Here is a 12286-nt window from a genome sequence, read left to right as displayed (position 1 = left end):
AACCCCGTAGACCCGGTAAGGCGTCAGCCGCCACCGGGGGAAGAGCACTGAATAGCGCTGTGGTTATTATGCTGCCATCCGGGAGCCGGAAAGCGTGGCTACACTATGCCTGGCGCAGGTTCTGCGCGGCCTTGACCATGTTGGTCAGCGCGCTCAGGGTTTCCGGCCAGCCGCGGGTTTTCAGGCCGCAGTCCGGATTTACCCACAGGCGCTCGGCCGGGATACGCTGCGCGGCTTTCTTCAGCAGCGCTTCGATCCACTCCACGCTCGGCACGTTTGGAGAGTGAATGTCGTACACGCCCGGCCCGATTTCATTCGGATAGTCGAACGCTTCGAACGACTCCAGCAGCTCCATATCGGAGCGCGAAGTTTCGATGGTAATGACGTCCGCATCCAGCGCGGCGATAGAATCCATGATGTCGTTGAACTCGCAGTAACACATGTGGGTGTGGATTTGCGTGTCGTCTTGCGCTACCGCCGCGTTGATGCGGAAAGCTTCCACGCCCCACGCCAGATACGTATCCCAGTCGCTACGCTTCAGAGGCAGACCTTCGCGCAGCGCTGGTTCGTCGATCTGGATGATACCGATACCAGCGGCTTCCAGGTCCGCCACTTCGTCGCGCAGCGCAAGGGCAATCTGCTTCGCAATCGTTTCACGGGTGACGTCCTCACGCGGGAAGGACCAGCAAAGAATGGTCACCGGACCGGTCAGCATGCCTTTTACCGGTTTATCGGTCAGCGACTGAGCGTATTTAGCCCACTCAACGGTAATCGCCTCCGGACGGCTGACATCGCCGATCACCACCGGGGGTTTGACGCAGCGGGAACCATAGCTTTGTACCCAGCCGTTCTGAGTGAAGATAAACCCATCCAGGTGTTCGCCGAAGTATTCCACCATGTCGTTACGCTCGGCTTCACCGTGTACCAGCACGTCCAGACCCAGGCGCTCCTGCTCCATAATCGCCTGACGGATGTGTTCGGCGATGCCGGTGCGGTAGTTGTTCGCATCCAGGTTGCCCTTTTTAAAGTCCAGACGCAGGCCGCGGATCTCGGTGGTCTGCGGGAAAGAACCGATCGTGGTGGTCGGCCAGGCAGGTAGCTTAAAGCGGGCGCGCTGCGCTGCGGCGCGAACTTGATAGGCGCTTTGGCGCTGGCTGTCCTGAGCGGTGATGGTCGCCAGACGCTTCTCCACCGCCGCGTTATGCACGCGGGTTGAGTGGCGACGGGCCTGAATCGGCGCGCTCCATTCAGCAATCGCGGTGGTATCGCCACTGTTCAGCGCATCTCGCAGCAGCGCCAGCTCCTCACATTTTTGCAGGGCGAAGGCAAACCAGCTCTTCACTTCAGCATCGAGCCGCGTTTCCACGCTCAAATCAATTGGGCAGTGTAGCAGGGAGCAGGAAGAGGCGACCCACAGTTCGCGTTGACCGACGATAGCTTTAATTTTCGCGTATTTCTCGCTCAGATCGGCGCGCCAGACGTTGCGGCCGTTGATCAGTCCGGCAGAGAGCAGCCAGTCGGCAGGCAGGCGTTTATGCAGTTCGGCGACATCATCCTGGCCGTGCACCAGGTCCACGTGCAGACCCTGTACCGGCAGCGCGGCGATGGTATCGAAGTTATCGGTAATGCCTTCAAAGTAGGTGGTCAGCAGCAGCTTAACCTCGCCGCTAAGCGCCTCGTAAGCCGGTTTGAAGGCATCCAGCCACGCCTGCGGCAGTTCCAGTACCAGCGCCGGCTCATCAATCTGCACCCATTCAATGCCGCGTTTTGCCAGTTCAGCCAACACCTGCTGGTAAACCGGCAGAATATCGTTCAGCAGGCTCAGGCGGTCGAACGGCTCGCCTTTAACCTTACCGAGCCACAGGTAAGTAACCGGCCCGAGCAGGACGGGTTTCGCCTTGTGGCCCAGCGCCAGTGCTTCATCCACTTCATCCAACAGCTGGGTCCAGGTCAGTTTGAACCGCTGGCCCTTTACGAATTCCGGCACCATGTAGTGGTAGTTGGTATTAAACCATTTGGTCATTTCCGCCGCCGCAGCCGGTTCGCCGGTCGGCGCGCGGCCACGGCCAATGCGGAACAAGGTATCGATATCAACGGAGCCGTCTTTGTTCTGATGACGAGCCGGCACGTTACCAAGCAGCAGGCTGGTGGTCAGAACATGGTCGTACCAGGCGAAATCGCCTACCGGCAGCAGGTCAACGCCGGCCTGCTTCTGTTGAGCCCAGTGGCGAGCGCGCAGCTCGCGGCCGACAGCCAGCAGTTCTTCGCGGCCGGTATTGCCCGCCCAGTAGCTTTCTTGCGCTTTCTTCAGCTCGCGACGCAGGCCAACGCGAGGGAAACCGAGGGTGTGGTTAATAATTGTCATTTTTTGAGCCTCATAATTGCAATCCGAAAGATTTCGGATTTAGGGAAGGCGGCAAACTTGCTCATCCCCAGGAGCTTACTGAAGTAAGTGACTGGGGTGAGGAAGTGCAGCCAACGCACCATAAATTCGAAAGATAAAGGATTTAGACGTCCAGATGTTTACACATCCATAATTGGCAGTTACTGTATATTCCTCAAGCGCAAATTATTCATGCCGAAGTGAAGGACTTTCATGATCGAAATTAAACACCTGAAAACGCTCCAGGCGTTGCGGAATAGCGGTTCTCTGGCAGGGGCGGCGGCGGCCCTGCACCAGACCCAATCCGCATTGTCCCACCAGTTCAGCGATCTGGAACAGCGCCTCGGCTTCCGTCTGTTTGTGCGTAAAAGCCAGCCGCTACGCTTTACGCCGCAGGGAGAGATCCTGCTGCAGCTGGCAAATCAGGTACTGCCGCAAATCAGCCGCGCCCTGCAGGATTGCAATGAGCCGCAGCAAACCCGGCTGCGTATCGCTATCGAATGCCATAGCTGTATCCAGTGGCTGACCCCGGCGCTGGAGAGTTTTCGCGCCCGTTGGCCGCATGTGGAAGTGGATTTCCAGTCCGGGGTGATCTTCGATCCGCAGCCGGGCCTGCAGCAGGGCGAGCTGGATCTGGTGATGACCTCAGATATCCTGCCGCGCAGCGGCCTGCACTATTCACCGATGTTTGATTTCGAAGTGCGCCTGGTGATGGCGCCGGACCATCCGCTGGCGGCAAAGATGCGCATTGCGCCTGAGGATTTAGCGACCGAAATGCTGCTGATTTACCCGGTGCAGCGCGCGCGCCTGGATATCTGGCGTCACTTTTTACAGCCAGCAGGAATCAGCCCGCAGTTGAAAAGCGTCGACAATACGCTGCTGTTAATTCAGATGGTGGCGGCGCGGATGGGGATCGCCGCCCTGCCGCACTGGGTAGTGGAAAGCTTTGAGCGCCAGGGTCTGGTGGTCACCAAAACCCTGGGCGAAGGACTGTGGAGCCGACTGTACGCCGCGGTGCGCGACGGCGAGCAACGTCAGCCGGTCACCGAAGCGTTTATTCGCTCAGCGCGGAATCACGCTTGCGACCATTTGCCGTTTGTGCGGAGTGCGGAGCGACCCAGCGTCGATGAACCCATAGCGAGGCCAGGATCACCAGAGCGCCAATAATAAAGCTCGGCCAGCGTGGCTGCGTCTGCCAGATGGCCAGGTTCACCAGCAACCCGGCGGGCACGTGCATATTGTTCATGATGCCGAGCGTACCGGCATCGACCTGGGTGGCGCCGTAGTTCCACATAAAGTAGCCAATTCCCGATGCCGCCACGCCAAGAAACACCAGAATGCTCCACTGTAGCGAGGTTTCCGGCATTTTCTGCGCGTTACCCAGCATCGTCCAGGCAACCACCGCCACCAGAAACGCCCCGATGTAGAACCAGGCGAAGGCATTATGCTGCGGCATCGGACGCGTTTCCATCAGCCGCTTGTAGCCCACCATGCCAATCGCGAAGCTGATGTTGGAGAGCTGCACCAGGATCAGACCGGTCCAGAAATGATTGGTCACCTGGTCATAACGGATGATGCCCGCGCCGATAACCGCCAGCAGCGCGCTGCAGGCGTAGCCCCAGCGCAGGCGACGGCGGCTCATCACATCGTAAATCAGCGTGATGTAGAGCGGCGTCAGGACGGTAAACAGCAGAAGCTCAGATACCGTCAGGTACAGATAGGCCTGGAAACTCAGCATATACATAATGCCGAGCTGCATCGCTCCTACCAGCATATACAGGCCGATAGTGGTCAGGCTCTGCCCGCGGGTGCGCAGGAAGGGCAAAAACACCAGCGCCGCCAGGCCAACGCGCGCCAGCACCGCAAAATAGCTGTCAACGTGGCCTGCCAGGTATTCGCCATAGAGGCTAAAGGAAAAGGCCCACAGAATGGTGGTGATAATCAGTAGCGCCACAATGAATGTCTCGTAGAGTAAAGAACACCCATTGTAGCGAAGTGACAGGTTGACAACTGCTCATTAAAAAAACAATCGTCAATCTTTTTTAGTCAAGATAGAGTTTACGCAGGTAGTGGGGAACGGCATCATCAACATTGCTGCCAATCACTTCCAGCTCAGGGTGCAGATCTTTCAGCCGCTGGTGCGCGTTGGCCATAATGCAGCCCTTGCCCGCCATTGACAGCATCTCCGCATCGTTCATACCGTCGCCGAAGGCGATACACTCTTTCAGGCTATAGCCAAGCATTTTCGCCACCGCCTCCAGCGCATGCCCTTTCGACACGCCGCCCGCCATCACTTCAAGGCAGGTGACGGTAGAGAAGCTCACGTTCACGCGATCGCCCCAGCGGGCGTTGATCGCCTGCTCCAGCGGCAGCAAATGCTCATGCTTATCGCAGGTGAAAAAGACTTTGCTGATGCCTTCCGGGTCCAGCTCGCCCGGCTCGTACAGCTTGTAGTTAAACACCGCTTCTTTGAAGAAGCGCATCTCTTCCGGACGATGGCGATTCATATACCACTCATCTTCACGATAGACGTTGGTCACAATCGCCCGATCGTTACGCATCATTTCGAACAGGTCGGCGGCGATATCGCGGTCAAGGTTGTGGGCGAAGATCTGCTTTCCTTCGCTATCGTGCACGCGAGCGCCGTTCGAGGTGATCATATAGGATTTAATGCCGAGATTATCGCGAATTTGCCCAACATCGATGTAGTGGCGGCCGGTCGCGAACACGAAGTTGATACCGCGTGCGGTAAGCAGCTTCAGCGTCTCTTTGGCGTAGGGGGTTAGGCAGTGATCGGGAGAAAGCAGCGTGCCATCTAAATCAGACGCAACAACCTGGTACATAAAAATTTTAACCTCTAAGCAGGGCGACGAGCGTTTCGCCGGATTAAGTGTGTCGACCAAAAAAATCGACGATAGCGTTTAGCGCGACCGAGCGCATGGCGTCCTTTTCAAAAAGGATCTCATGGTATGCCCCTTCTATGACAAACGGCTTATCCCCTTCACAGGGGTGACCGCCAGCGGCGCGAAGTTCACAGTAGCGATCGTGCATACGATTATCGACCACCCGCTCTTCTTCCGCCTGGAGCAATAATGTTGGCGTGACGTCTTTCTCCGCACCGGCCAGCACCTCTTCGCCGGCAAGAATCCCCTCGCGCACCCAGTGGAACGTAGGCCCGCCGACCCGTAGCTGCGGCTCATCGGCGTAAAAACGCAGGTTGCGGCGATAGCGTTGGCGGCTGTGCGTCAGTACGTTGACCGCAAAGGGCAGCGCGCGCCAGCGGCCGGTACCGAGGGCATACTCTTCACGAATGCGCTGATGGCCCTCAGCCCAATCGAGAATATGGCGCACCATCCAGTCAGGCAGGCGCATAACGATACCGAACATCGGCGCGCAGAGCGCCATCGCATCGCAATGCTGTTGGTAGCGCTGCAAAAATAGCGTCGCAATGGCACCGCCCATGGAGTGGGCGAGTATAAACCGCTTTCGCCAGCGTCCGGGCGCCACTTGCTGCTGCCAGAACGCGGCGAGATCGTCGACGTAATCGCTGAAATTAACGACGTGCCCGCGGTGGGTGTCTGAAAGCATTCGCCCGGAGCGCCCCTGGCCGCGATGATCGATAATCATCACGTCAAAGCCGCTGCGGAAAAGATCGTAAGCCACTTCGGCGTACTTAACGTAGCTTTCAATGCGACCCGGGCAGATAACCACGACCCGATCATGACTGTTGGCGCAGAAACGAACAAAGCGCACCGGAACGTTATCCACGCCCGTAAATTCAGCCTCTTCCCGCTGACGCCAGAAATCGGTCAGTGGCCCCATGGTAAAGGCCGCAAACGCGTTTTCTCGTGTTTCCCAGTCCTTTTGCTGCAAAAACATCGGGCTTACACCCCTGATAACCGCTGAAAATCGTTTTTTTGTCGTGCATCACACAATGCTTACACAATAGCGTATTGTGGCATAAAAACAGACAATCAGGGAGTTTCTCATGACGTTCGAGTGGTGGTTTGCCTATCTGCTGACATCGATTATTCTCAGCCTGTCACCCGGCTCCGGGGCGATAAATACCATGACCACCTCAATCAACCATGGCTATCGCGGCGCGGCGGCCTCTATTGCCGGTCTACAGACCGGGCTCGGCATCCATATTGTGCTGGTGGGTATTGGCCTGGGCACGCTGTTTTCCCGTTCGCTGTTGGCCTTTGAAATTCTTAAATGGGCGGGCGCCGCTTATCTTATCTGGCTCGGCATTCAGCAATGGCGAGCTGCCGGCTCTATCGATCTTAACACCCTGGCGAAAGCGCAGACCCGCGGCAAACTCTTTAAACGCGCGGTCTTCGTAAATCTGACCAACCCGAAAAGCATCGTGTTCCTCGCCGCGCTGTTCCCGCAGTTTATCGTGCCGAATGAGCCCCAGGTGATGCAGTACCTCGTGCTCGGCATCACCACCATCGTGGTCGATATTATCGTGATGATTGGCTACGCCACGCTGGCGCAGCGTATTGCCGCGTGGATTAAGGGACCGAAGCAGATGAAAGCGCTAAACAAGGTCTTTGGCTCCCTGTTTATGCTGGTCGGCGCCCTGCTGGCTTCCGCCCGCCACGCCTGATGTATAGATAAACAACAAATTACCGTACTGATGACTCTGGCAGAGAAATGGCTTGAGGAAGGTATGCAGAAGGGCAATTAAGGAAGGCATAAAAGAGGGCGAACGTGCTGCGCTTCTTAACGTCGCAAAGGCCATGCTCGAGCCGGGCATTGATACTATTGCGGTTATGGAAATGACCGGCCTCACGTCCGACGATTTGCAGCAGCTCCGTCATTAATACCCGGCCCGCCCATAATCTCCTGGGCGGGACGCTGAAGGGTTAACGCGAAATAATCAGATGAATACCGAAGCCAGCGAATAGCGTACCGGCGATGCCGTCGATCCACTTCGCCATCCGCTGGTAGCCGCGGCGCATGCCCGGAAGGGCGAACAGGCTGGCAACCACCATAAACCAGGCCAGCGTCTCCAGTACGATCAGCAGGAAAATCCCCCAGCGCGCGCCGGAACTGACGCTGTCACCGACAAACAGCGAGAACACGGAGCCAAAATAGATAATCGCTTTTGGGTTAGCCAGATTAGTCAGCAGCCCTTTCAGGAAGCTCCGGCCGCTGCGCGCCAGTTCGACCTGAGGCTCAACCGCCGCTGCCGCTTCGCTTTTTTTCAGCGCGCCGCGCAGCATCTGGAAGCCCATCCAGCACAGATACAGTCCGCCGCCGACCATAATAATGGTATGCAGCCAGGCCATCTTCTCGATAATCAGGTTCAGGCCGAGCAGGGCTACGCCCGCCCATACCATCACCCCGCAGGTGATCCCCAGCACGCCCATCATCGCCTCTTTGCGGGAGCGGCTAACAGCGGTTTGTGAGACAAAGAAAAAGTCCGGGCCAGGACTCATCAGCGCAATGATATGCACCAGCGCCACGGTGAAGAAAAGCGTCAACATGATTAACTCGCAGGAAAATAGTCAGGACGAAAACTATATTTGCACTTTTTCGTCTGGCTGACTACTCATCATCGCCATCCACGTGCGCCCGGATCAGGGCCATAAACTCTTTACCAAAGCGCTCAAGCTTACGCGTACCGACACCGTTGACGCTGAGCATCTCACCGGCCGTCAGCGGCGTTTGCTCGGCCATTTCAATTAGCGTCGCATCGTTAAACACCACGTAGGGCGGGATATTCTCTTCGTCGGCAATCGCTTTACGCAGTTTGCGCAGCTTAGCGAACAACTTACGATCGTAATTACCGCCGAAGGATTTCTGCATCGCTTTCGGCTTCAGCGCCACAATACGCGGTACGGCAAGCTGTAGCGTTACGTCGCCGCGCAGGACCGGACGCGCGGCCTCGGTAAGCTGTAGCGCAGAGTGCTGGGCAATATTCTGCGTCACCAGCCCTAAATGAATAAGTTGACGGATAACGCTGACCCAATGCTCATGGCTCTGTTCGCGCCCGATACCGTAGACCGGCAGCTTATCGTGCCCCATATCGCGAATACGCTGGTTATTAGCGCCGCGCAGCACTTCCACGACATAGCCCATACCAAAACGTTGGTTGACGCGGTAAATCGTCGACAGCGCCTTACGCGCATCCATTAAGCCGTCGTACTGTTTCGGCGGGTCGAGGCAGATATCGCAGTTGCCGCAGGGCTCCTGGCGCCCCTCACCAAAGTAGTTGAGCAGCACCAGACGGCGGCAGGTTTGCGCTTCGGCAAAGGCCCCCATCGCGTTGAGCTTATGGCGTTCAATGTCCTGCAGCGGCCCGGCAGGCTTCTCTTCAAGGCAGCGTCTGAGCCACGCCATATCCGCCGGATCGTAAAACAGCATCGCTTCGGCAGGCAGCCCATCGCGCCCGGCGCGCCCGGTCTCCTGGTAATAAGACTCAATATTGCGGGGAATATCGAAATGCACCACAAAGCGGACGTTCGGTTTGTTGATACCCATACCGAAGGCCACCGTTGCCACTACGATTTGCAGGTCGTCGCGCTGGAATTTCTCCTGCACGTCGGCGCGGATATGGTTTTCCAGCCCGGCGTGGTAGGCCGCGGCGCTGATGCCGCGGCTTTGCAGGCGAGCGGCGGTATCTTCCACTTTTGACCGGCTATTGCAGTAGATAATGCCCGACTTACCGCGCTGGTCCTGCACGTAGCGCATCAGCTGATCCAGCGGCTTAAACTTCTCCATCAGCATATAGCGGATGTTGGGACGGTCGAAGCTGCTGACCTGAATGAGCGGGTCGTTCAGGTCCAGAAGGCGGACAATGTCGCGACGCGTAGTGTCATCGGCCGTGGCGGTCAGCGCCATAAACGGGATGTGCGGTATCCGCTGGCGCAGCTGCCCTAACGCGGCATATTCCGGACGGAAATCGTGTCCCCACTGGGATATACAGTGCGCCTCGTCTACCGCCACCATCGACAGATTCCAGTGCGTAAGATGCTCAAGGAAGTTGTCCAGCATCAGGCGCTCCGGGGCGATATACAGCAGGCGAATCTGCCCACTGCGGCAGCCGGCCATCACGTCCTGCTGCTGCTCCCGGCTCTGCGTTGAGTTCAGGCACGCCGCCGCCACGCCGTTAGCCAGCAGTTGATCGACCTGGTCCTTCATCAAGGAAATAAGCGGCGATACCACGACGGTGAGACCGCCCAGTACCAGCGCCGGAACCTGATAACACAGCGACTTGCCGCCGCCGGTTGGCATCACCACCAGGCAATCGCGCCCGGCCAACGCCGTATCAATGATGGTTTCCTGGCCCGGGCGAAATTGCTGGTAGCCGAAGGTCTCTTGTAAAACCTGCTTAGCCAGCGATTCCTGATTCAATACTTCCGCCTGCGCCACGTTGACCCCATATGCCTGAAAAGAAAACAGGCGCTATTTTCAGCGCCTGAGAGCCAGAGTGCAACGATTAAAACAGATCGTTGAGCATCAGCCCGACGCCGACGCGGGTCTGATTGAAGTTATAATCGATGAGCGACTCGCCATAACCGCTATAGACCTGAGTATAGACGCGCACGTGTTTGGTGATCGGATAGCTCACCCCGAGCTCGGCACCGCCGTAGCCGGTATTCCAGTTATATTGTCCCTGGGCGCTGAGAATGGCGTCGCCCAGTTGATAGCCCACTTTCAGGCGGTAATAACCCATATATTTGGTGATATCCGGATTATCGTCGGTGCTGCCAATCACGTACCAGGGCTTCACCTCGACCAGCCAGTTGCCGTTTTGCGCCATCAGCCGGGTATAGAGGCGGTTCCAACTGCGGGAGGTGGGATCGGAACGGCCGTTAGAGTCGTGGTTATAACCCATCTCAACGTCGCGCAGCGTCCAGCCAGCGAACGAGTAATCGGTCGCGAAACCGAGGAACAGCTGCGGCTCATAGTTGGTTTCGCGAAACGGCGCGGACTCTTTGCTGTTGGAGAGCTGCCACCAGGATTTTTGCGTATACGAAGCGCCCAGCAGCGAGTTTTCGCCGAGTATCCCCCGCCACAGCGGAAACGCCAGGCTGAGCTGGAATTTCACTTCATCTTTACGCGCGTTCTCGGCCCAGTCGTAGCTACGAATCGCTTCTTTGTTAAGATCGCTGGTCCACGTATAGAGCAAATAGTTGCTCTCATAGGGATAGAGCAGGAACGGATTATCATGATCCTGTAACAGGTTGGCGATAATACTCCCGCGAACGGCAGGGGTGTCGTGGACCTGTTTATTCACCGGCGCGTCCTGCGCCAGAACGCCGGCCGGAAGCGCAATAAGCGCCAGCAGGCAGGCCAAAGAGATACGCATTGCTGTTCTCCTGGATGGATATTTATTATTTCTGTTTAACCCAGGCAGCATTCTACCTATTTATGCGGCATCTGACCTGTTATCCGTTCTTAAAGTAGAAATCAATATTTTAGAAGCATAAAATCAACATTTCATTAACCTTTGGAAATGTTGTTATGTCTGAACTGACCGCCGCCGCCGCCCTGAAGCTGGTGGGAGAGATCTTCGTCTACCATATGCCGTTTAATCGTGCCTTAGGACTGGAGCTGGAGCGCTATGAAAAGGAATTTGCCCAGCTGAGTTTCAACAACCAGCCGATGATGGTCGGCAACTGGGCGCAGAGTATTTTACATGGCGGCGTGATCGCCTCCGCGCTGGACGTCGCTGCGGGACTGGTATGCGTCGGCAGCACGCTCACCCGGCACGACACCATCAATGAAGAGGAGCTGCGCCAGCGCCTGTCGCGAATGGGTACCATCGATCTGCGCGTCGACTACCTGCGTCCAGGCCGCGGGGAACGCTTTACCGCCACCAGCAGCCTGCTGCGCGCCGGTAACAAAGTGGCGGTAGCCCGCGTCGAGCTGCATAACGAAGAGCAGGTGTATATCGCCAGCGCCACAGCGACGTATATGGTGGGTTGATCGGCCTAAATCGAGTAACATCACTCTCTTTGGCAATGGATTTGTACCGATGGACGCTAAACAAACGCGGGTAGGGGTTCTCCTGGCCCTGGCCGCCTATTTTATCTGGGGTATCGCGCCGGCGTACTTCAAGCTCATCTATTATGTTCCCGCCGATGAAATTCTGACTCATCGCGTGATCTGGTCCTTCTTCTTCATGGTCGCGCTAATCAGCATCAGCCGTCAGTGGCCGCAGGTCAAAAGACTGCTGAAAACACCGAAAAAGGTGCTGTTGCTGGCACTGTCTGCCGTGCTGGTGGGCGGTAACTGGCTGCTGTTTATCTGGGCGGTGAATAACCATCATATGCTGGAAGCCAGCCTGGGCTACTTTATCAACCCGCTGGTGAACATTCTGCTGGGGATGATCTTCCTCGGGGAGCGTTTCCGTCGGATGCAGTGGCTGGCGGTGCTACTAGCCGCCTGCGGCGTGCTGGTACAGCTCTGGACCTTCGGCTCGCTGCCGATTATCGCCCTAGGTCTGGCCTTCAGCTTCGCTTTTTACGGCCTGCTGCGTAAAAAGATCGCCGTGGATGCGCAAACCGGGATGCTGTTTGAAACGCTCTGGCTGCTGCCGGTCGCCGCGATATATCTGTTTGGCATCGCCGATAGCCCGACCAGCCATATGGGGCAGAACCCGTGGTCGCTGAACCTGCTGCTGATGGCAGCGGGCGTGGTGACCACCATCCCGCTGCTGTGCTTTACCGGCGCGGCGACGCGTCTGCGCCTCTCCACGCTGGGCTTTTTCCAGTATATCGGCCCGACGCTGATGTTCCTGCTGGCGGTAACCTTCTACGGCGAAGTGCCGGGTGCGGATAAAATGGTGACCTTCGCCTTTATCTGGGTGGCGCTGGCGATTTTCGTGATGGATGCGGTTTACACAATACGCCGGACGCGTAGGGCATAGAGCCAAACTGATACGCAAAA

At 57.1% G+C, this 12286-nt stretch carries 11 protein-coding genes and 1 pseudogene; 5 read left to right on the top strand and 7 right to left on the bottom strand.

The features are described from left to right. Window positions 1-103: 103 nt before the first annotated feature. Complete coding sequence (gene metE / locus IYV58_RS01020; protein WP_142445073.1) at window positions 104-2365, bottom strand: 5-methyltetrahydropteroyltriglutamate--homocysteine S-methyltransferase; 2262 nt, start codon at window positions 2363-2365, stop codon at window positions 104-106. 231 nt (window positions 2366-2596) lie between these two features. On the opposite strand from metE, the gene metR reads away from it, so the two are divergent. Beyond that, window positions 2597-3550 carry an HTH-type transcriptional regulator MetR gene (gene metR, locus IYV58_RS01015; protein WP_004127498.1) on the top strand — a complete coding sequence of 318 codons (954 nt, stop codon included), beginning with the start codon at window positions 2597-2599 and terminating at the stop codon, window positions 3548-3550. Here the strand turns inward: metR and IYV58_RS01010 are convergent. The 3 genes from IYV58_RS01010 to pldB form a co-directional block, all read right to left on the bottom strand. Continuing rightward, the gene (locus IYV58_RS01010) at window positions 3438-4337 is read right to left on the bottom strand and encodes a carboxylate/amino acid/amine transporter (RefSeq protein WP_004127495.1); all 900 of its coding nucleotides are present in this window, start codon (window positions 4335-4337) and stop codon (window positions 3438-3440) included. The two genes, metR and IYV58_RS01010, sit on opposite strands and share 113 nt — an antisense overlap. An 88-nt stretch (window positions 4338-4425) precedes the next feature. Further along, window positions 4426-5226, bottom strand: a complete 801-nt coding sequence (yigL, locus tag IYV58_RS01005; RefSeq protein WP_004127491.1) for a sugar/pyridoxal phosphate phosphatase YigL — start codon at window positions 5224-5226, stop codon at window positions 4426-4428. Between the two features lie 43 nt (window positions 5227-5269). After that, window positions 5270-6262 (bottom strand): lysophospholipase L2, encoded by a 993-nt coding sequence (pldB, locus tag IYV58_RS01000; RefSeq protein ID WP_004127488.1) that lies wholly within the window; start codon window positions 6260-6262, stop codon window positions 5270-5272. Window positions 6263-6371: 109 nt separating this feature from the next. Here pldB and rhtB point away from each other — a divergent pair, with 109 nt between their 5' ends. Then, window positions 6372-6992 carry a homoserine/homoserine lactone efflux protein gene (gene rhtB, locus IYV58_RS00995; RefSeq protein ID WP_004127485.1) on the top strand — a complete coding sequence of 207 codons (621 nt, stop codon included), beginning with the start codon at window positions 6372-6374 and terminating at the stop codon, window positions 6990-6992. A gap of 24 nt (window positions 6993-7016) precedes the next feature. Further along, window positions 7017-7209, top strand: a pseudogene (locus IYV58_RS28505) (ISNCY family transposase); the annotation flags it as partial. A gap of 42 nt (window positions 7210-7251) precedes the next feature. Here IYV58_RS28505 and rhtC read toward each other — a convergent pair. The 3 genes from rhtC to pldA all read right to left on the bottom strand — a co-directional run bounded on the left by rhtC (window position 7252) and on the right by pldA (window position 10703). Continuing rightward, window positions 7252-7875: a threonine export protein RhtC gene (gene rhtC / locus IYV58_RS00990; RefSeq protein WP_004127480.1), complete on the bottom strand. Its 624-nt coding sequence runs from the start codon at window positions 7873-7875 to the stop codon at window positions 7252-7254. Between the two features lie 61 nt (window positions 7876-7936). Continuing rightward, window positions 7937-9763: an ATP-dependent DNA helicase RecQ gene (gene recQ / locus IYV58_RS00985; RefSeq protein ID WP_004127477.1), complete on the bottom strand. Its 1827-nt coding sequence runs from the start codon at window positions 9761-9763 to the stop codon at window positions 7937-7939. 67 nt (window positions 9764-9830) lie between these two features. Continuing rightward, window positions 9831-10703 (bottom strand): phospholipase A, encoded by an 873-nt coding sequence (gene pldA / locus IYV58_RS00980; protein ID WP_049114613.1) that lies wholly within the window; start codon window positions 10701-10703, stop codon window positions 9831-9833. A 155-nt stretch (window positions 10704-10858) separates the two neighbouring features. On the opposite strand from pldA, the gene yigI reads away from it, so the two are divergent. Both yigI and rarD read left to right on the top strand, forming a co-directional pair. Further along, a complete protein-coding gene (gene yigI / locus IYV58_RS00975) occupies window positions 10859-11323 on the top strand; it encodes an acyl-CoA thioesterase YigI (RefSeq protein WP_004097567.1) in 465 nt (154 codons plus the stop codon). Window positions 11324-11372: 49 nt separating this feature from the next. Then, window positions 11373-12266, top strand: a complete 894-nt coding sequence (rarD, locus tag IYV58_RS00970; RefSeq protein WP_004127471.1) for an EamA family transporter RarD — start codon at window positions 11373-11375, stop codon at window positions 12264-12266. Window positions 12267-12286: the final 20 nt, after the last annotated feature.

This window comes from Klebsiella sp. BDA134-6, from assembly GCF_015601345.1.
In the GTDB taxonomy this organism is placed as follows: Bacteria; Pseudomonadota; Gammaproteobacteria; order Enterobacterales; family Enterobacteriaceae; genus Klebsiella; species Klebsiella grimontii.
This window is presented reverse-complemented; position numbering and strand designations above follow the sequence as displayed.

Coding starts and splice junctions, on each gene's coding strand:
- metE (WP_142445073.1), bottom strand. CDS start 2,365: ATGACAATTATTAACCACACCCTCGGTTTCCCTCGCGTTGGCCTGCGT.
- metR (WP_004127498.1), top strand. CDS start 2,597: ATGATCGAAATTAAACACCTGAAAACGCTCCAGGCGTTGCGGAATAGC.
- yigL (WP_004127491.1), bottom strand. CDS start 5,226: ATGTACCAGGTTGTTGCGTCTGATTTAGATGGCACGCTGCTTTCTCCC.
- pldB (WP_004127488.1), bottom strand. CDS start 6,262: ATGTTTTTGCAGCAAAAGGACTGGGAAACACGAGAAAACGCGTTTGCG.
- rhtB (WP_004127485.1), top strand. CDS start 6,372: ATGACGTTCGAGTGGTGGTTTGCCTATCTGCTGACATCGATTATTCTC.
- rhtC (WP_004127480.1), bottom strand. CDS start 7,875: ATGTTGACGCTTTTCTTCACCGTGGCGCTGGTGCATATCATTGCGCTG.
- pldA (WP_049114613.1), bottom strand. CDS start 10,703: ATGCGTATCTCTTTGGCCTGCCTGCTGGCGCTTATTGCGCTTCCGGCC.
- yigI (WP_004097567.1), top strand. CDS start 10,859: ATGTCTGAACTGACCGCCGCCGCCGCCCTGAAGCTGGTGGGAGAGATC.
- rarD (WP_004127471.1), top strand. CDS start 11,373: ATGGACGCTAAACAAACGCGGGTAGGGGTTCTCCTGGCCCTGGCCGCC.